Here is a 20256-nt window from a genome sequence, read left to right on the forward strand (position 1 = left end):
AGTATCTCTATTCCGCTAATTTGTTATCTTTTTTCATAGAAATACGATACAAAATTAGTCCTAATACGACGAAAAATATTGTACCTAATAAATCATAACCGCCTGCACCGAGCATTTTCGTAAATGATTCTTCCAAACTCCATGTACTAATAACGGCAGCAACTTTTTCACTTCCTGCAGTCAATAAAGCAACGGCAACGCCTGCCAATGCTCCTCCAGCCACTAATCCCGTGGCAAATAAATTACCTCGGCTCAAATCATCCTCACCTGCATTTTCTTTATCAGAATCTTTTTTCTTCTTTTTCCAATCTACAATTCCTCTAACCAAACCACCACCAAATATGGGCAATGTCGTACTCAAAGGTAAGTAGGCTCCTACCGCAAATCCCAAAGCATTCACACCGCACAACTCAATCACCACAGCTAACGCAACTCCAACAAATACAAATTGCCAATCCAAGTTAAAAGACAAAATCCCTTTCGTTAAAGTGGCTAACAAAGTTGCTTGTGGTGCAGGAAATTTATCCGAACCAATAGCATGTGTATAACCTTGTTTGATCATTTCAGTAGTCGGCGTATCCAATAATTTCACCGTCAAACCAACCACAATAGAGGAAACAATTACGCCAATAATTAATGCAATCTGTTGATATTTAGGAGTAGCTCCAATCAAATAGCCCGTTTTTAAATCTTGCGAAGTACCTCCTGCATTGGAGGCTGCGATACAGATCATACCTCCTACCACTAAAACCATTGGTTCAAATGTTTTTCCGCTCCAACCAATTCCAATAAATACAAGGCAAGTTGCCATTACTGTGGCAATTGTCATACCGCTAACAGGACTATTACTCGATCCGATGATGCCCACAATACGAGAAGCTACGGTTACGAAAAAGGCACCAAATACAACAATCAAAATACCTAAAAGCAATTTACTACCAACAGAGTCTCCCGGAATCATTGGAATAAATGCTATCAATAAAATCAAAGCAAGACTTCCAATTCCGACGATTTTCAAACTTAAATCACGATCCGTTCTTTTTACTTCTCCGACTTGTCCGTCTTTATTTTTAACCGAACCAATACTTTCTTTAAATGATGTAATAATTGTCGGTATCGTTTTTAATAAGGTTATAAAACCTCCAGCGGCAACAGCACCCGCACCGACATTTCTGATATAGGCACGATAGATGGCATCTGTAATATCGCCAAAATGTTTGGTCACAGGATCCCAACTTCCTGGACCACCTGCAATAGTCAAACTTTCCAAATATCCTTGTTTGACTAATTGCGCAGCAATAACGGTTTGATCAGTTAAGAGCGTTCCCAATAATGGAATAAAAACCAACCAACTTAATACACCACCAGCTACCAAAACTCCCGCGATTTTTGGTCCTATTATATAACCAACACCCAAATATTCAGGTGTTATTTCTCCACTAAATTTTGCTGCGGGAAAATATTTATTGGTAATTTTTGTAGTATAAGTAGGTAGTTCGGATATTACGTGAAATATCTTTTGCAAAAAGGCATATACCATAGAAATTGCCACCCCTAAGAAAGCCATTTTCGCGACATCTCCGCCTTGTTCACCTGCTTTTAAAACAGAAGCACACGCAGTACCTTCTGGATAAGGTAAGGTATCATGTTCTTTTACAATCAAGGATTTACGTAGGGGAATCATCATTAATGTTCCCAACATACCTCCGAAAATAGCCAAGATAAAAATAGTTATATAGTTGAAATAGGCAACACCGACGCCTTGTCCTGAAGAGCCAATAGATAGGAATAAAAATCCAGGAAGAGTAAATGCTACACCGGCAGCAATACTTTCACTCGCAGAGCCGGTAGTTTGGATGATGTTATTTTCGAGAATGGTAGTTTTGAAAAACTTTTTGCCAATAGTAATCGCAATTACAGCAATCGGGATAGAGGCACTCACAGTCAATCCTGCTTTTAAAGCTAAATACACGGAGGCCGCACCAAATAAGGATCCCAGAATACATCCAATAATAATAGCTTTGAATGTAAATTCACGCATGGTTGTTTCTGCGGGAATAAAGGGTTTAAATTCTTCTTTGTTCATATTAAAAACAATAAAATAGTTCCCTTTAGAGCGTTAATAATTCTCTAAAAATTCCCGCAAAATACCATATATTTTTTAATGTTCAATTTCTAAAACCAAATCTTCGGCACTATCTACGACATCATCTTCGGCTCCGTGAGACATTGCATTTAATTTTTTCAAGAATAAAAATATCAAACCTGCAAATACGACACAGAAAATTGCAATCCCTGTAAACACATTAAATTCTCCATATTTACTAGCAGATTCTCCCAACAAACCAGCTGCTTTTCCACCCAAACCCGTCATTGTCCAAAATAACCCCATCATTAAGGATGCGTATTTTGCTGGAGCTAATTTTGTGATATAAGACAACGCAACTGGTGATAAACATAATTCTCCAACGGTATGGAAAAGATAAGCGAACATCAACCAAGACATGGACGAAGAATGTTGCGCATCATATTGTTTAGATGCCGCAGACATAAACAAGAAACCCGTACCCATTACAATTACACCGACCAACATTTTAAATAAAGCAGAGGATTGTTTGCCTTGTAATTTTCTTTTTGCCCAAATACCTGCAATAGGCAACCCTAACAATAAGATATACATGGAATTAACACTCTGGAACCAAGTAGCAGGAATTGTCCATCCAAATAAATTACGATTTGTTTTTTGCTCTGCATAAATATTCATCAAACCTCCGGCTTGTTCGAATGCTGCCCAGAATACAAATACAATACAGAAAGAAAGTAATAAGACGACAACGCGATCTTTTTCGACTTTTGTCAATGGTCTTTTGAATGCTTCTTGATCTTCCTGGCTCTTAGATTTACCCAAAAAATTCCCAACATTTTTCAAATATTTTTGACCATATAAGAAGGTTATCATTCCGACAACCATGCCCAAACCAGCTAATGCAAAACCATAATGCCATCCAATTTTTTCACCTACATATCCAACAATTAATGGTGCGATAAATCCACCGAGATTAATTCCCATATAGAAAATCGTAAAACCTTTATCACGGCGTACATCACCATTTCTATACAAACCACCCACCATAGTGGAAATATTTGGCTTCAAAAATCCAACGCCTGCAATGATAAATCCGATACCTGTGTAAAATGCCCACAAATGCTCTACGGCCAAAATACAATGCCCAAACACCAACAAAATACACCCTAAAATAACTGATTTTTTTTGGCCCAAAAATTTATCTGCGATATAACCACCCGGCATACCAGATACGTAAACCAACATTAAATACCATCCATACAAGGACAATGCATCTTTTTCAGACCAACCAAGACCTGGATTTGCAGTAGTTGTAGCATGTACTAAATATAAAGTAAGCAGCGCCCTCATCCCATAAAAGGAGAATCTTTCCCACATTTCGGTAAAAAAAAGAATAAATAATCCTTTCGGATGCCCAAAGATTTCGTCTTTTTTCGGGTTCATACGGTATATGTAATTAAAATTAATATTAAAAACCGCCAAGATACAGAAAAATGAAATAGTTTTTTTTCTTCTACTAACAAGTTCTTACCGATATTCGCAAAATTCTAAGCAATATTTACTTTATGAATATTTTAATCATTGGATCAGGCGGTAGAGAACATGCATTGGCCTGGAAGATCAAGCAAAGTAGTTTATGTGATCAGATTTTTATTGCACCGGGCAATGCGGGCACCAAAGAAGTTGGAACCAATGTTCAAATCGGCGTCAATGATTTTGATGGTCAGAAACAATTTTGTATTGCCAATCAAATTGATTTGATCATTGTCGGACCAGAAGATCCTTTGGTAAATGGTATCTATGATTTTTTCGCTACGCAAAATGAGTGGAAAGGGAAAGTATTCGGACCATCTAAAGAAGGTGCGCAATTGGAAGGAAGTAAAGCGTATTCCAAAATTTTCATGGAAAAGAACAATATTCCCACTGCTGCATATAAGGAATTTAACAAAGACAATTATCAAGAAGGTGTTGAATATATTCGTAATCATGCCTTACCCATCGTGTTGAAAGCAGACGGTTTGGCTGCAGGTAAAGGCGTTGTCATCGCATTTACTTTGAATGAAGCATTGGATTCATTTGAAGAAATGATTATCCACGGACAATTTGGTGAAGCCTCTTCCAAAGTTGTGATCGAACAATTCCTTAGCGGAATTGAAGTAAGTGTATTTGTCGTAACCGATGGAAAATCTTACAAAATCATTGGCCACGCCAAAGATTACAAACGTATCGGGGAAGGAGATACGGGTTTGAATACAGGCGGTATGGGTTGTGTGACGCCAGTTCCGTTTATGGATGCTGCGTTTATGGAAAAAGTAGAAACGAAAATCATCCAACCAACGGTCAACGGTTTGAACTCAGCCAATATTAATTATACAGGTTTTATCTTTTTTGGATTGATTAATGTGGATGGTGAGCCATTTGTCATTGAATACAATTGTCGTATGGGAGATCCTGAAACCGAAGTGGTGATGCCAAGATTAAAATCGGATTTATTGGAAATTCTGAATGCATCCTTTGATGGAACATTGGAAAATATTCCCGTAAATTATAACGCAGACTTTTTCACAACGGTTGTTGCCGTGAGCGGAGGTTATCCTGGAGATTATGAAAAAGGAAAAATAATGAACATTCCGGCATCTGAAAATTCAATCATTTTTCATGCGGGCACCAAAGAAGAAAATGATGGAGATATTTTAACGAATGGCGGTCGTGTAATTGCTGTAACTTCGGAAGGAAAATCTATCAAAGAAGCGGTAGCAACTTCTTTGGAGACTTTGAGTAAAATTAGTTTTGAAGGTATCACATATAGAAAAGATATTGGTTACGAATTTGAATAAAAAATATCCAAAATTCCAATTAGTAATACATAAGAAGACAAGCATTTTCATGTGCATCTTTTTATGTGTTACTGTGTTTTTTGCGCAAGCACAAGATTCAGATTCGGCAACCATTAAAAAAAATCTGAATAAGGCAAAAGAAGAAATGGAACTCATGTTCCATGGAGAAACACCTGATTATATCAAGGCAGGGAAATTATTGGAACCCATCGTAGCACAAGATCCAGGCAATGCAGAAGCATGGTACTTTTTCGGATATGCAATTGATCAATATAATATGTCTGCTGGAGCCAATATGTTAAATGCTTCTCTCCCATTGGCCATACGCGCTAGTGAAGCATTTCAGAATTGCATAGAATTAAGTGATGGAAAATACAAAGGTGAAAAACTCTTATTTGATCCATACACCAAGATATTGACGATTTGGGGGACACAAGCATTGAAATATTTACAAAAAGACAAAAAAGATTCGGCAATTTGGTGTTTAAATCAAGCGGCAATTAGAGGCGGCATCAATCAAACTACTTTAGGTTATTTCCGACAAGTTTTACAGGAATGTAGTCAAAATAGTTATTTATTTACCTATGGCGATATGTATTTGTATTATATCGTTTATTTACAATTGGTAGAAAAATTCAGGCCGGACATTAATTATATTGATTTGAATTTATTGAATGCAGATTGGTCATTTCCTTTGTTAGTAAAATCCAAAATTATTCCTGACTCTATTGCAACTAAAATCAATTACCCTGATAATGTAAAAAAATGGGAGGATCAAAATGTAACCGTTCCTAATTACAACCAAGATGCTATTGGTGGGGACTCTAGTGTGAGTTGGATCGTTAATCCCAATACTAAAGGAGGATTGACTAGATCAAGCGTAATATTATTAAACCTGTTAAAAGAAAATGCATTTCGTCAAGACGTGTTTTTCGTGACAGATGTACCATCAAAAGCAAGTCTTAATTTGACGATTAATAATTATCTTCAGTTAAGAGGACTTACATTTAAAATGGTAGCAGACACTGCTAAAAGCAATCTCAACTTTTTGGAATCACGTTTAAAAAGATTGAATACAATACCAGTAGAGGATACAACGTTTAAAAACAATCAGGATAATATTCAAGTATTAAACAATTATAGATTCGCATATACTGCCGCTGCCGTAATGGCGTCTAACCAAGGCGATAGCACATTGGCATTAGAGTTGCTAGACCTATGTATAAGAAAATATCCTGAGCGAACTTTACCTTTCTTTGCCAACCAAACAAGGGAATGGTTTTATCAGTTAGTTGATCGGGCTGAAAAAAAACAGCCATTAAAATGGTGATTTTTAACGTGCTATTAAGACTCAAAAATAAATTTGACATACACTTTTGTATTGTCGGTTAAATTCTGTCTTTTTGCATCTGAATTCAATAATAGAACAATCGAATAATAAAAATATTAATGGGACTTTTTAACTTTTTCACTCAAGAAATCGCGATGGACTTAGGTACCGCGAATACCTTGATTATTCACAACGAAGAAATAGTTGTCAACGAGCCGTCTATCGTTGCTTTAAATAGAAACAATCCAAAAGAAGTACTCGCTGTGGGCAAACGTGCATTATTGATGCATGAAAAAACACACGAAAGTATCCGTACCGTTCGTCCATTGAAAGATGGCGTAATTGCGGATTTCAACGCTGCGGAATTAATGATTAGAGAAATGATCAAAATGATCTATCCTAAAAAACCATTATTTCCACCAAGTTGGAGAATGATGATTTGTATTCCATCAAGCATCACCGAGGTAGAGAAACGTGCGGTTAGAGATAGTGCGGAGCAAGCAGGCGCTAAAGAGGTCTATTTGCTTCATGAACCAATGGCAGCAGCTATTGGTATCGGTATCGACGTAGAAGAGCCCGTTGGAAATATGATCATTGATATAGGTGGTGGTACGACTGGCATTACGGTAATTGCGTTAGCAGGTATCGTATGTGACCAAAGTATCCGTATCGCTGGAGATGAATTCACCGCTGACATTATGGAAGCACTTCGTCGTTACCATAGTTTATTGATTGGTGAGCGAACTGCAGAACAAATCAAAATCCAATTAGGAGCTGCAATGAAAGATTTGGAAACGCCACCAGATGACCTTCCCGTAAATGGGCGTGACTTGGTGACTGGTATTCCAAAACAAATCATGGTAAGCTACCAAGAAATTGCAGAAGCATTGGATAAAAGTATTTTCAAAATTGAAGAAGCGATCTTAAAAGCATTGGAAACAACGCCTCCTGAGTTGGCTGCCGATATTTATAGAAGAGGCTTATACTTAACTGGTGGAGGTGCATTGTTGAGAGGTTTGGATAAAAGATTGAGTCAAAAAATTAAATTACCTGTACATATAGCCGAAGATCCACTTAAAAGTGTGGTAAAAGGTACTGGTATCGCATTAAAACACTATCAAAGATTTCCGTTCATCATGCGATAAGTGAGGAGAAATCCTTATTTTGTACTTAAATACAAAAAGAATCCAGTTTGCGTAATATCATTATTTTCATAAGGCGGTATATCACTTTCTTTACATTTCTGGTGATGGAGATTATTTGTATTTCCATTATGGTACGTTATAACCAGACTTATAGAGCGACTTATGCAAATATTTCGAATGACGTGACTGGATTTTTTATGAATAAATACAATAATGTTGAATATTATTTTCAGTTAAGGAAAACCAATCGACAATTGGCAGATGAAAATGCCTATTTAAAGAATTTCATCATTACTTCTTTAGGAAAAAATGGAGATACTTCAACGACAAAATTACTAACTCGTATAGATTCTCTATATAGAGATACACTCGGTCGGAATACGAAATTTATTTATTCTGTCGCTAAAGTAGTCAACAACTCAACTACGAACGAAAATAATTATATTACGATTCAAAAGGGATCTAAAGACGGAGTCACAACAGATATGGCTGTAGATGGACCCGATGGGATTGTTGGACACGTAGTGGCTGTAAGTAAAAATTTCAGCATTATCATGAGCTTGCTCAATCACAACAGCCGTGTGAGCGTAATGATAAAAGGTAAGCCATTCACAGGCGTCGTAGATTGGGATGGAAAAAATATACGAGAATTAACGTTGCATAACGTACCAAAAACCATCAAATTACATAAAAATGATTCCATCATTACAAGTAATTTATCCGAAAACTTTCCGCCGGGATTGTTAGTTGGACGTGTGGATAGAATTATTTTGGATAAATCATCCAGTCTGATGGACGTCCAAGTCACTACTGGGACCAATTTTAATTTATTGCAATATGTATATTTAATCAAAAATACCTTGTACACTGAGCAAAAAGTATTAGAGCAATCCACTTTACAAGCGCAACCAGTGAAAAAATAAATGAGCCAATTATTAAAAAATATTATCCGCTTTATCGTATTTATTCTATTACAAGCTTTTGTATTGGATAAAATTCCGATGATTCACCAATTTGTGAAACCGTATATTTATTTTTTATTTTTATTGTGGCTACCATTCTCTCTTCCAAGAATAACTTTACTAATTATTGGATTGGTATTTGGATTGACAATGGATAGTTTTAGTGGCACACCTGGATTGCATGCAGCACCTTGTGTATTAATATGTTATTTGCGTCCATTTTTACTAAATGTACTTTTACCACAAGAAAAATTGGAAGTTAGTTATATAGAACCAGGAATCAAAAGTTTGGGATTCGCACAATATTTTACCTATATCCTTATTCTTACATTTGTCCATCATGCATTTTTAATTTTCTTGGAATGGATGTCCTTCGGTAATTTCTTATATTTTATCTTCAAAGTCGCAGCAAGTACTATTTTAAGTTTGGTATTAGTTTTCATTGCCGAACTATTATTTATGCGAAAAGCAAAATTCCGAACCAACGCAGCTTAAGCATTTCACCTAACCTATCGAATATTAAAATTTCTATTTAGAATATCCTTCTATCTTCTTTAAATTTGTTGCATAATATTGCATTACAATACAACCGATTAAGGTAATTTCAATACATATAAAATGCCTCAAGAAAATAATCAAGCAAGGAGTCGCGTCGTTCAGATCATATTTCTGGCGGTATTTCTTGTTATTACAGGTCAATTATTACACCTACAACTTTTTTCCAATACATTTCGCTTACAAGCGGAAAGCAATGCGATTTATCGTAAAGTAATGTATCCTGACAGAGGAATCATTTTTGACCGAAAAGGTAAAGCGATTTTGGAAAATGCCATCATGTATGACTTGGTAATCACTCCTGCCGAAGCACGACATGGCATGGATACCATGACTTTGTGCAAAATTTTGGATATCGATACGGCAGAATATCACAAAAGAGTATTGACGGCTATTATTAAAAATGGCTATTACAAGTCATCCACATTTGAAGCCTTGCTTTCTCCAGAGAAATATGCACATCTGAATGAATCTTTATATAAATTTCCAGGATTTCTTCTACAAGAAAGATCTGTAAGAACCTATCCATTCCCAGTGGCTGCCAATGTATTGGGAAGATTAGGCGAAGTAGATTCTTCTTTCTTAGCCAAACATGATGGCGAGGGTTATCAATCTGGAGATTTCACCGGCGTTACGGGTTTGGAAAATACCTATGAAAGAGTTTTGATGGGTAGACGAGGTGTAAAACGTTATTTAAGAGACAACCATGGTCGTATACAAGGTTCTTGGGAGAAAGGAGAATATGACACCTCAGCAATTGCAGGTAGAAATATTCATTCAACAATCGATATCGAATTACAACAATTAGGGGAAAAATTATTTCAACATAAAATCGGTGCAGCAGTTGCCATCAATCCCAAAACCGGCGGAATTCTAGCAATGATCTCTGCTCCTACATTTGACCCCAATCTTTTATCTCCGGCGAACCGCCGTAAAAATTATGGTAGATTAATTTTGGATACGGCACGTCCAATGTGGAATCGCGGTATTCAAGGGCAATATCCTCCAGGATCTACATTCAAACCATTGAATGCATTAGTAGCCTTAGATGAGGGTTTGATCACGCCAAATTTTGGGGTACAATGTTATGGTGGATATTCTGGTTGTGGAAGATATATTAGATGTACAGAGTCCTGGGCAGGACATGCGGCTAATCTGCGCACCGCATTAGCTCAATCATGTAATTCCTATTTTTCTATTACTTATCGTATGGAAGTGGACAATCCGAAATATGGTAATGTAAAGAAGGGCTATATGGCATGGAAAAAATACATGAACAATTTCGGCTTAGGTGTCAAATTAGGAGTAGACTTACCTAGCGAACAAAAAGGCAATATTCCAGACACTTCAGGCTATAATAAAGATTTTAATGGGCACTGGAACAGTTGTAGCAATGTAACGTTAGGAATAGGTCAAGATAGGATGACAGTAACGCCTTTACAACTTGCAAACGAAGCTAGCCTTCTTGCAAATGGCGGTTATTATTATGTTCCTCATTTTGTAGAAAATATTGAAAATGAAAACGATGAAGATCGCGAACAATTGAAACCTTATCGTACCAAACACAAAGTATTAAATATCAGTTCAACGGCTTTTGATGCAGTTCATGCAGGTATGGCTGACGTTGCAACAGAAGGTACAGCTGCGAGAATTAGTATCCCAGGTATAAAATTTGCCGCTAAAACAGGTACGGCACAGAATCCTCATGGTAAAAACCATGCGGTTTTCATCGCCTATGCACCAGTAAACAATCCACGTATTGCCATCGCAGTAGTCGTTGAAAATTCTGGTTATGGTGCTACTTGGGCAGGTCCAATCGCAGGAATGATGATGGAAAAATATTTGAATGATACACTTACAGCAAACAGCAAAGCAGAAGCAGAACATTTTTCTGAAATTAATTTGATTCCAGATGCCATCAAGCATTGGTATGTAGTTAAGGACTCATTAAAACAAGTAAGATTAATCAATCAGGCGAATAAAGGAGTAGATTCCCTACCTCCAGCGAATTTATTCAAACCACAAGAAGCGCCTAAAACCGAATTTGATCCAGAAGCTGAACCAAATAGAAAAGAAGATGATAGTAAATTGCCCAACAATATTCAAATATTTAATCTTCCAGCAGATACCAAAAATCATTTTCCTTACCAAAATAATAGCAATACCTTACCCAATTATTTCTTAATACCCGACAATCGTTATTTTATTAAGGATAAATACAATTGGTATATACAATAATTAATAAAGAATGGCACTAGACAACAATAAATCGTTGGCAAAAGGAGTAGATTGGATTGTAATTTTAATCTATGCATTACTTGTATCTACAGGTATATTATGCATATTTATGGTTGAATATAATCCAGATGCAAACGTGCTTGCGTCTTTTTTTTCAGGGAAAACAGATTATAGTAAGCAGATCATTTTTGCGATGATATGTGCATTGGTAGGTACATTCATTCTTTTGAGTGATAGTAAACTATATACCGCATTTGCCAATTTGTTGTATGTATTTGGGATATTTTTGATGCTTTTGACATTTGTATTAGGAAAAAATGTCAATGGATCGAAAAGTTGGATTCCGTTAGGAGGTGGCTTCAATCTCCAACCTGCCGAGTTGTGCAAGATCTTCACTTCTTTAGCATTGGCAAAATACCTGTCGATGCAAGATCTGGATTTTACCAAAGTAAAATCTCAAGCCATTGCAGCAGCGATTTCTTTAGCGCCAGCATGCCTTTCTATTTTGCAGAATGAAACAGGACTAGCATTGGTATATTTTAGCTTTTTCATTGTTATGTTTAGAGAAGGTTTACCTGGTTGGATTTTGATTGTGGGAGGATCCTTCGCCGCATTAGTCATTGCCACATTAATTGTAGAGCCCAATACATTAGCTATAGTTTTGACATTAATAGCGGCAATCGCAGTATATATTTTACGCAAACAAATCAAGCGAAGTAAGGTTATTTTATATTTTATTCTAGTTCTTTGGGTGGGTTGTGTAGGTATACAAAGATTTGCGGTTCCTTATATTTTTAACAATGTATTCCAATGTTATCAATCTACGAGAATCTATTCCATGGTCGGAAAGGAATATGATTGTAGTCAAAATAGAAGTACGCAAAAACGTGAAGCGCAGGACAAAAAAGTAACGAAACCAGATGACTATAATGTACGTCAAAGTAAAATCGCAATTGGTTCGGGTGGTTTGCTTGGTCGGGGTTTTCTAAAAGGTACACAGACAAGAGGGAAATATGTACCCGAACAACAAACCGACTTTATATTTACCTCTATCGGCGAGGCATTTGGGTTTGTTGGCAGCTTTGTTTTCCTATCCTTATATATGTTCCTTTTATACCGCATTATTTGGATGGCGGAGCGACAACGCAGTACTTTTAGTCGTGTATATGCCTATTGTGTAGCGAGTATTTTGCTATTTCACATTTTGGTAAATGTTTGCATGACGATTGGTTTATTTCCGATTGTAGGTATTCCATTACCGATGGTGAGCTATGGAGGATCTTCCTTATTAACCTTTACCGTTTTAATATTTATCCTAATACGTTTGGATGCAGATCGACAAAAAGTATTGAGATAAATCAAGTACTACAATTATTTAAATGTGCATTGACAATCCCCCTTATCTTTGCACCTCATTAAAATTTTGAAATGTAATGTTCAATATTATTTTATTTGGACCTCCCGGAAGTGGAAAAGGCACACAAAGTGAAAATCTTGTAAAAAAATACGGCCTTATCCATTTAAGTACAGGAGATCTATTGCGTGCTCAGATTACTCAACAAACACCATTAGGACTTGAAGCAAAAACATTAATGGACAAAGGAGAATTAGTTCCTGACCATGTCGTTATCGGAATGATTGATGATGTAGTATCTTCCAATCCAGAAGCAAAAGGTTTCTTATTTGATGGATTTCCTCGTACAGTAGCGCAAGCAGAGGCATTGGATCAACTTTTGGAAAGTAAAAATGCCAAAGTGGATATCCTATTGTCTCTTGTCGTACCAGAAGATGAATTGGTAAAACGTCTTTTAAATAGAGGGAAAACCAGCGGTAGAACGGATGATCAAAATGAATCAATTGTCGCTGATCGCATCAAAGAATACCATAAAAAAACAACAGCAGTTGCTGATTACTACAAAAAATTTGACAAAGTCAATGAAATCGTAGGCGTTGGTTCTGTAGACGAAATATTTGAAGCTTTACAAAAAGCGATCGGATAGTAAAATAAAAGGGAAACGAATCGTTTCCCTTTTATTTTTAATTCAATTTAACCTCTACTATTTCTCCGTCATTTTTTACTTCGACTATTTTACTTAAATAATCACAATAATTATTGCGATAATTATCTCTTGCATAATAATCCACTTGACCACCATAACTACCGTATCCACTTCCTGTATAACGATTATATGTGCCGCTTTGTGACCAATTCAAAATACCTTCTAAAAAATAACGTCCTGGTTTCATTTCAGGAAAAGTAAATTCACCCGAACTATTGGTAATAGCTTCCAATCTCCAACGCATTGCATCATTGGAAATAAAAGCAAATTTTAATTTTTTCGGATTTACTTTTTTCTTCAAAGAAAGATACTCTTCAAAATACGGCGTCATTGGGAAAAGGGTAATCAAAATTTTATTAGCTAATAATTTTTTCCCTGTTCGGATGTTGAAACCAATATTATTATTGGGACGAATATAAGCGATGCCTTTGATTGTACCTGTGCCACGCGCCAACATCGTCTTGGCTTGCAAACTATCAAAAGCGACTTTTGGCATTAAATAAACGGTGTCATTGCGCTCGGGTTGCACATATTGTGCAACCACATTAGAAAGGGCAAATACGCTACAAAGAAGCAACAAGCAAAGTTTTGTTTTTTTCATTTTCACTAATTATTAGAAGTCCGGTATTACAAATATAAAAAATATTGAATACTCAATTTTCAAGCCATATTCTTTCCCTAGTACAATTGTAAAAACTTTTGTAATTTGCATTGAAAATTATTTAACCCGGGGTGCCGTAACAAGCTGAGAGATACCCGTATTACCTGAACAGGATAATGCCTGCGAAGGGATGGTTACCGTCCATCTTTCTTTACAAATGCATTAACTGTCCATTAAAATTAAAAAATGGACTATTTTAAATCCCTAGAAATTGTCGGTCTTATCGCCGGACTTTGTTACCTTTTTCTCATTATTTGGGAAAATATTTGGTGTTGGCTATTTGGGATAATTGGCTCGCTCGTAACTGTGTTTCTTTATTTCCATGCAAAACTCTATTTAGAATCCATTCTAAATATTTATTATGTTCTTGCTGGTGTTTATGGCTGGTATTATTGGAAAGAAAAAAGTAAAAAAGAAGCTTTATCTGTATCTGAATGGGAAAATAATAAACATGTTGTTTTGATTGCAATCTCCATAGTACTCAGTATTGGCACAGGTTTTTTAATGAAAAAATATACAGATTCACCTCATCCTTTTATCGATGCAACGATGGCGATATTTAGTTTGTCTGCAACCGTATTGGAAGCACGTAAAATATTGTCTGCATGGATTTATTGGTTTTTTATCAATGGTGTTTCTATCTGGTTACAAGTAGATAGAGGTTTGAATTTGTATAGTATTCTTTCTATTTTTTACACGATCATGTCGATTATGGGTTATCTACAATGGAAAAAGAGTTATAACTTACAATCCAATTAAGTAAAATGAGCTATGACCACAGCGGAGATTTTGCAATATACAGGTGTTGTTTTTTGGATTATTTATTTGGTGCTGGCTGTACAAGAGAATATTTGGTGCTGGCTATTTGGAATAATGGCGTCAGCAGTAACGGTATTTAATTTTTTCGAAAGTAAAATTTACTCTGAGGCATTTGTCAATATCTATTATATCGGTGCAGCAATTTACGGTTGGAATTATTGGTTAAAAAATAGGAAAAATGATACTGCACAATCCAAAGCGCCTGTGCAAATTTGGTCATTAAAAGCGCATCTAATTGGTTACATTTCAACTGCAATATTTGCCCTCCTACTAGGTTTTATTTTAGATAAATATACGGATAGTCCAAGACCTTATTTAGATGCGGCAACGGCATCCTTTAGTTTTCTTACGACCTTCATGGAAGCGCACAAAGTGCTGACAACTTGGGTTAATTGGTTTATCATTAATTGCTTCTTGGTTTATTTGCAGATCAATCGACACTTATATCCTTATGCAGGGCTTTCTGCTTTTTTTGCAATTATGAGCGTGAGAGGTTTTTATAATTGGAGAAAATCCTATTATCTACTTGAAAAATCTTAATTTAGTGATAATTAATCATACTCTAAACTGTATAAAATGTCGGATATTAAACAACCAACCAAAGCCTATACAATATTTTTATATAGTATAACTTTTACCTTTTTTATAATTGGAATATTAAGTATTTACTTTAAAGTAACGCATCATAGAAGCACGAATTCAATTTTAAATATTGCACTCTTTACTATGATTATAACCCAATTAAGTTGCTTAATTGACCTTCATATTTTCAATAGACTAATGAGGAGCCAGGAAAAAATTATGTACACAATTGGGGTCTTATTTTTCCCTATAATTGCCGCCCCACTTTACGTTTTCTCTGCCAGAGCAAAATATTTCGTCCAAAAGTAATTTAATCCGCCATTAATTCTTTTGCATTTGCCAGTGCGAATTCTGAAGGATTTTCTCCGCCGATCATTTGCGCGATTGCCTTGATACGATCATTTTCGGACAATAGTCGAATACCTGTATTGATGCCTTTTTCTGATTCTTTTTTGAATACAAAATAATGTGCATCTGCTTTTGCGGCAATCTGCGGTTGATGCGTAATAGAAATCACTTGAATATTTTTACCCAAAGCTTTCATAATCACGCCTACTTGTTTAGCTGCTTCACCAGAAATCCCTGTATCGATTTCATCAAAAATCAAAGTCGGCAATTGTACATATTTCGCAACTAAAGATTTGATACTGAGCATCAAACGGCTTAATTCACCACCGCTAGCTACTTTGGAGACCAACTCAAATTTCCCACTTTTATTGGCATCGAAAAGAAAATTGACTTGCTCTTGTCCGTATTCATTCCAATCCGTCAACGGATCCAATTCAATTTTAATTTTTGCATTGGGCATGCCCACTTGAGTAAGTAAGGTATCAATTTCTTTTTCTGTAGTTGGTATTATTTTTTTACGATTGACAGTAAGAACTTTCGCTTTTTCACCAAGTGATTTATGCAAAGTTTTCAATGTCGTTTCTAATGCTTGCTCGTCACCGCTAATTTGTTCAAATTGTTGCACACGGCTTTCTAAATCTTTTTGAATGGCAATTAATTCGTTTGTGGATGCCGCATTATGTTTTTTTTGTAGTTTATAACCGAGAGAAATGCGTTCATTCAAAAAGTCAATTCTTTCTTCGTCCAGATTAGTCTGATCTGCAATAGATTCGGCCTCTTGCGCCACATCTTCAAGTTCAATCTGTACACTTTCCAAACGCCCTGCTAAATCACCAATGGAAGCATTTATTTCACTAAAATTTCGTAGTTTATTTTGCAAAGATTTTAAAGTCTGCCCGATCGGTTCTTCGCCATCTTTGAGAACAAAATTAAGTTCATTCAAGACGCGCTTAATTTCCTCTGCGTGCGTTAACGTTTGTAGTTCTATATCTGCATTTTCCAACTCATCGGCTGTAAAATTTGCTTCGGACAATTCACTCAATTGAAATTGCAAATAGTCTAATTCCTTGTCCGCATCTGCTTTTTTAGATTGCAGTTCGCGTAATTGAATCTGCGTATTTTTCCATTGTTTGAATATCTGTTGATATTCTAAAACGGCTTCCTGATTATTCGCAAGTGTATCAACTACAACACGTTGAAATTTCGTATCACCAATCTGCAAAGTGTCAAACTGCTGATGCAGATCAACTAACAAAACTGCCAATTCGCGTAATTGTTGCAAGGAAACAGGCGTATCATTAATAAAACCACGTGATTTGCCGGAGGCGGAAATTTCTCTTCGAACGACCAATTCTGGTTCTACATCTAGTTCATTATTTTTCAAAAATTGGGATAGTACAGGTAATTCGTCCTGAGTAAAGATTCCCTCAACAATACATTTTTTGTCCTTTAATTTGAGGGACGCAATATCGGCTCTAGCACCCAACAATAAGGATAACGCACCGATTAGGATACTCTTTCCGGCACCAGTCTCTCCCGTTATAATATTTAAACCTGCATGAAATTCAATGGAAATTTCATCTATAATGGCAAAATTTTGAATAAATAATTTACTTATCACGCTAACTATCCGATTTTGCTGTAAAGATAGTAGAATGAAACAATTCTAAACAATTGCCTTAGCTAAAATGAGAATAAACTATCACCTCCTACTTTCTTTTTCTTCTGTCCAACCGAACGAATATTATAGGTAAATGTCGCCATCAAATAACGTGGTAGCATCGTACCTCGTAAAAGTGTAATCCTGTTACTCGTTGTTTCTAAACTAACATATCGTTTATTTTGATCCATGATATCATAAGCCATTATTTTCAAGACACCACGATCATCTTTTAAGAAAGTGAAGTTCACAGCAGCTGTCCAAACTAATAAGTTTTTCTTAGCACCTGTAGACAAACTAGAATTATATGTATAATCAAAATTATTTTCCCAAATCACATGTTTCGGCCAACGAACAACAAAATTGGACACCATATTTTGTGTAGTTACATTAATATTTGAAAATGTACTTTGACTAGAATACCTGGTAAAATTAAATCCAGGATTATAGGAATTATCCCATTCAAACACATCATTCAAATTCAGATGAAATCCTACCCAATTATAGTAACTATAAGTTGTCTGCATGGAACTGTCTGCATTATACAACAATCTGCTTTTATCAATACTATAAGAACCTCCTCCAGACAATTTGAAGGAATTATTTTTCCCAAACTTAAAATCTTTATCAATATTGAAATTAAGGTAATAAGATTTAGAGCCTTTCGCATTGATAGGATTGGTAGACATTACGCCCTGATCATCCACTGTCGTTTTTTGAATAATGTCATTATCTTTAATAGACATATATCCATAAAGAAATACATTGATATTAGATTTTTGATCCGCTACATTATAGCTGATATTATATTCGTCACTCAATATTGGTTTCAGATATGGATTACCATTGGTAACATTATAAGGATCGTAATTATTGGCAATTGGAAGCAAATAGCTATAGGATGGTAGATTATAATCTTTACCATAAGACATATTCAAAGTTCCATAGTTAACATTAACACCTGGCAATAATTTACGTACATCTTGTTTTACTGGCTCTGTGATATTACTCACATTCACATCAGAAAATAACAAATATTCTTCCACATACGGAGATATGGTCAACTTACCATTTTTATAATTTAAGGTTTGGGCAATGGAAACTTCGTTGGCATTTCGATGAAATTTTCCACTCAAATAACTATTAAAAATAGTATAAGGATCTGATTCAGACAATGCGTTATTCGTGTTAGTCTCATTGCGTACATAAAAGTATTTATAACGCGCATTTAACCTAAAGGAAAAATATTTAGATATTGGATTTTTAAATATCAAACCCAAAGTAGCATTCGTTTGTGGAAGTCCAATCGTGCGCATTTGATTTTGCACACTATCATATGCAGTTGGATAATAATAATGATATTGACCATTGGTTTGATTTTCCTGATTGTTTTTACTAAAGGACAATTGATTCGTAATTACAAAACTTCGTTCCTTATTTCTTTTCGATATTTTAATCCAAGAAAAAGAATGTTTATAATTGTAATTATTAATCCTATTTAGTTGTTTGTAATTACCATCTGACAATGCTCCAATAAAATTATTATCTGTTGTTGCTGTATTTAATAATCTATCTCTTTCTAATCCAATAACATAATTGGCGTTAAATCGAACAGTCGTAACAGTATCTGGTTTTAGCGTAAATCCCGTACCAAAACTATGACCAAAATTTTTCACACGACTATTAGTTAAGGTATTGTTGGTTTGAGTTGTATCACTATTCAATTGTCGAATATTGCTCACAACATCTTTTTTCGTATCCACAGCGCCGAAAAAATATTGAAAGAAAAACGACTTCTTTTTGTCGGGAGAATGATTAATATTAATACCCGCACCGCTACTTGTTGCCAATCCATAACCAGGATTTCCACCAAAACTCACACCATTTACTTTGATATTGGAACCGTTGTTGCTACTCCACATAGAAGTAGAATTGGAGCTTTGATTGGAATTAGAACGTTGCAAACCACCCGCATTCATCAATTCACCATAACTAAAACCTGACCTATTCAAATTATTAGAATATCCAAGCAAACTTACCTGTAACGTATCTCTGAATATATTGGCAATTCCTCCAGCTTCATATCGATCTTTAGTTCCGCCACCGCCATATAATTTTCCAAACATCCCTTTTTTCATTCCTTTTTTCAAAGTGATGTTCACTACTTTCCCGACATTATTGGTGTTATTATCACCATTAAGCATCGCTTGATCCTTGTCATCAACGACTTGCACTTTATCGATGGCATTTGCGGGTAAATTTCTAGATGCCATTTTTGGATCATCTCCAAAAAAAGACTTTCCATCTACTAAAATTTTGTTGACAGGTTTACCATTTACTGTGATATTACCATTCGCATCCACACGCACGCCAGGCAATTTTTTCAATAAATCTTCCACTAAAGCATTGGGCAAAGTTTTGAATGCGTTCGCATTAAATTCAATCGTATCTTTTTTTATCAAAACGGGTGGACGCTCAGAGATGACCACCACTTCATCCAAATCTTTTGTTGTCGTGACCATTTTCAAAGTATCGAAATTCATTTCTGATTGTCCATCGGTCAAATTAAAATTCATTCGTAACGCTTCATACCCAGAATACGTCGCTAACAAACGTAAATCTTTATCTGTAGGTAGATTTCCAATTTTGAAATTACCCTCCTCATTGGTCATTCTGTAGGTAACTATTGATGTATCCAACGCATTGAATACCGTAACCGTAACCAAGGGTAAGGCTTTCCCATTTTGATCGACCACTTTTCCAAAAATCTGCCCTTTTTGAGCAAATAAAACAGTCGTAAATAATAAACACACAATTGATCCAAGAAGTTTTCTCATACTTTTTTCTCTTGTAAATAAATAAACACCAACGATGCCAAACAATTAATAATTTGATTACCAACAATTTAATTACTTATTCAAAAACAATTTTGTCCGATTACGTACACAGATTGTACGTTTCTAATTAGAACGA

15 protein-coding genes and 1 riboswitch are annotated in these 20256 nt (G+C 35.6%); of the genes, 10 read left to right on the plus strand and 5 right to left on the minus strand.

From position 1 onward, the window contains the following. Positions 1 to 7: 7 nt before the first annotated feature. Both E0W69_RS14900 and E0W69_RS14905 read right to left on the minus strand, forming a co-directional pair. Positions 8 to 2086 carry an OPT family oligopeptide transporter gene (locus E0W69_RS14900; protein ID WP_131330847.1) on the minus strand — a complete coding sequence of 693 codons (2079 nt, stop codon included), beginning with the start codon at positions 2084 to 2086 and terminating at the stop codon, positions 8 to 10. Between the two features lie 75 nt (positions 2087 to 2161). Next, a complete protein-coding gene (locus tag E0W69_RS14905; protein ID WP_131330848.1) occupies positions 2162 to 3529 on the minus strand; it encodes a peptide MFS transporter in 1368 nt (455 codons plus the stop codon). Between the two features lie 122 nt (positions 3530 to 3651). Between E0W69_RS14905 and purD the strand changes: the two genes are divergently transcribed. From purD to E0W69_RS14945, 8 genes are all read left to right on the plus strand, one after another. Further along, entirely contained in the window at positions 3652 to 4923 is a 1272-nt protein-coding gene (gene purD / locus E0W69_RS14910) for a phosphoribosylamine--glycine ligase (RefSeq protein ID WP_131330849.1), read from the plus strand. A 49-nt stretch (positions 4924 to 4972) separates the two neighbouring features. Further along, positions 4973 to 6253 carry a hypothetical protein gene (locus tag E0W69_RS14915; protein ID WP_131330850.1) on the plus strand — a complete coding sequence of 427 codons (1281 nt, stop codon included), beginning with the start codon at positions 4973 to 4975 and terminating at the stop codon, positions 6251 to 6253. Positions 6254 to 6372: 119 nt separating this feature from the next. After that, positions 6373 to 7398 carry a rod shape-determining protein gene (locus E0W69_RS14920; protein WP_131330851.1) on the plus strand — a complete coding sequence of 342 codons (1026 nt, stop codon included), beginning with the start codon at positions 6373 to 6375 and terminating at the stop codon, positions 7396 to 7398. 47 nt (positions 7399 to 7445) lie between these two features. After that, on the plus strand, positions 7446 to 8321 hold the full coding sequence (gene mreC, locus E0W69_RS14925; protein WP_191967872.1) for a rod shape-determining protein MreC: 876 nt from the start codon (positions 7446 to 7448) through the stop codon (positions 8319 to 8321). After that, positions 8322 to 8855, plus strand: coding sequence for a rod shape-determining protein MreD (gene mreD / locus E0W69_RS14930; protein WP_131330853.1), 534 nt, complete (start codon positions 8322 to 8324; stop codon positions 8853 to 8855). It abuts the gene before it with no gap. Positions 8856 to 8978: 123 nt separating this feature from the next. Further along, on the plus strand, positions 8979 to 11153 hold the full coding sequence (gene mrdA / locus E0W69_RS14935) for a penicillin-binding protein 2 (RefSeq protein ID WP_131330854.1): 2175 nt from the start codon (positions 8979 to 8981) through the stop codon (positions 11151 to 11153). 10 nt (positions 11154 to 11163) lie between these two features. After that, positions 11164 to 12510: a rod shape-determining protein RodA gene (gene rodA / locus E0W69_RS14940; protein ID WP_131330855.1), complete on the plus strand. Its 1347-nt coding sequence runs from the start codon at positions 11164 to 11166 to the stop codon at positions 12508 to 12510. A 76-nt stretch (positions 12511 to 12586) separates the two neighbouring features. Further along, a complete protein-coding gene (locus tag E0W69_RS14945; protein WP_131330856.1) occupies positions 12587 to 13153 on the plus strand; it encodes an adenylate kinase in 567 nt (188 codons plus the stop codon). Positions 13154 to 13190: 37 nt separating this feature from the next. Here the strand turns inward: E0W69_RS14945 and E0W69_RS14950 are convergent, their stop codons facing one another. Next, positions 13191 to 13814, minus strand: coding sequence for a hypothetical protein (locus E0W69_RS14950; RefSeq protein WP_131330857.1), 624 nt, complete (start codon positions 13812 to 13814; stop codon positions 13191 to 13193). Between the two features lie 117 nt (positions 13815 to 13931). After that, positions 13932 to 14023: riboswitch (TPP riboswitch) on the plus strand. Positions 14024 to 14060: 37 nt separating this feature from the next. Between E0W69_RS14950 and pnuC (E0W69_RS14955) the strand changes: the two genes are divergently transcribed. Together pnuC (E0W69_RS14955) and pnuC (E0W69_RS14960) are read left to right on the plus strand one after the other, a co-directional pair. Next, a complete protein-coding gene (pnuC, locus tag E0W69_RS14955; RefSeq protein WP_131330858.1) occupies positions 14061 to 14633 on the plus strand; it encodes a nicotinamide riboside transporter PnuC in 573 nt (190 codons plus the stop codon). 12 nt (positions 14634 to 14645) lie between these two features. Beyond that, positions 14646 to 15233, plus strand: a complete 588-nt coding sequence (gene pnuC, locus E0W69_RS14960) for a nicotinamide riboside transporter PnuC (RefSeq protein ID WP_131330859.1) — start codon at positions 14646 to 14648, stop codon at positions 15231 to 15233. Positions 15234 to 15585: 352 nt separating this feature from the next. Here pnuC (E0W69_RS14960) and recN read toward each other — a convergent pair whose 3' ends face one another. Together recN and E0W69_RS14970 are read right to left on the minus strand one after the other, a co-directional pair. Then, positions 15586 to 17244: a DNA repair protein RecN gene (gene recN / locus E0W69_RS14965; RefSeq protein ID WP_131330860.1), complete on the minus strand. Its 1659-nt coding sequence runs from the start codon at positions 17242 to 17244 to the stop codon at positions 15586 to 15588. A 62-nt stretch (positions 17245 to 17306) separates the two neighbouring features. Next, complete coding sequence (locus E0W69_RS14970; protein WP_131330861.1) at positions 17307 to 20120, minus strand: TonB-dependent receptor; 2814 nt, start codon at positions 20118 to 20120, stop codon at positions 17307 to 17309. Positions 20121 to 20256 lie beyond the last annotated feature (136 nt).

The organism is Rhizosphaericola mali, assembly GCF_004337365.2.
Classification (GTDB): domain Bacteria; phylum Bacteroidota; class Bacteroidia; order Chitinophagales; family Chitinophagaceae; genus Rhizosphaericola; species Rhizosphaericola mali.

Bases quoted from the DNA above. Each gene is read 5' to 3' on its own strand.
- E0W69_RS14900 (WP_131330847.1), bottom strand. From the start codon at position 2,086: ATGAACAAAGAAGAATTTAAACCCTTTATTCCCGCAGAAACAACCATG.
- E0W69_RS14905 (WP_131330848.1), bottom strand. From the start codon at position 3,529: ATGAACCCGAAAAAAGACGAAATCTTTGGGCATCCGAAAGGATTATTT.
- purD (WP_131330849.1), top strand. From the start codon at position 3,652: ATGAATATTTTAATCATTGGATCAGGCGGTAGAGAACATGCATTGGCC.
- E0W69_RS14915 (WP_131330850.1), top strand. From the start codon at position 4,973: ATGTGCATCTTTTTATGTGTTACTGTGTTTTTTGCGCAAGCACAAGAT.
- E0W69_RS14920 (WP_131330851.1), top strand. From the start codon at position 6,373: ATGGGACTTTTTAACTTTTTCACTCAAGAAATCGCGATGGACTTAGGT.
- mreD (WP_131330853.1), top strand. From the start codon at position 8,322: ATGAGCCAATTATTAAAAAATATTATCCGCTTTATCGTATTTATTCTA.
- mrdA (WP_131330854.1), top strand. From the start codon at position 8,979: ATGCCTCAAGAAAATAATCAAGCAAGGAGTCGCGTCGTTCAGATCATA.
- rodA (WP_131330855.1), top strand. From the start codon at position 11,164: ATGGCACTAGACAACAATAAATCGTTGGCAAAAGGAGTAGATTGGATT.
- E0W69_RS14945 (WP_131330856.1), top strand. From the start codon at position 12,587: ATGTTCAATATTATTTTATTTGGACCTCCCGGAAGTGGAAAAGGCACA.
- E0W69_RS14950 (WP_131330857.1), bottom strand. From the start codon at position 13,814: ATGAAAAAAACAAAACTTTGCTTGTTGCTTCTTTGTAGCGTATTTGCC.
- pnuC (WP_131330858.1), top strand. From the start codon at position 14,061: ATGGACTATTTTAAATCCCTAGAAATTGTCGGTCTTATCGCCGGACTT.
- pnuC (WP_131330859.1), top strand. From the start codon at position 14,646: ATGACCACAGCGGAGATTTTGCAATATACAGGTGTTGTTTTTTGGATT.
- E0W69_RS14970 (WP_131330861.1), bottom strand. From the start codon at position 20,120: ATGAGAAAACTTCTTGGATCAATTGTGTGTTTATTATTTACGACTGTT.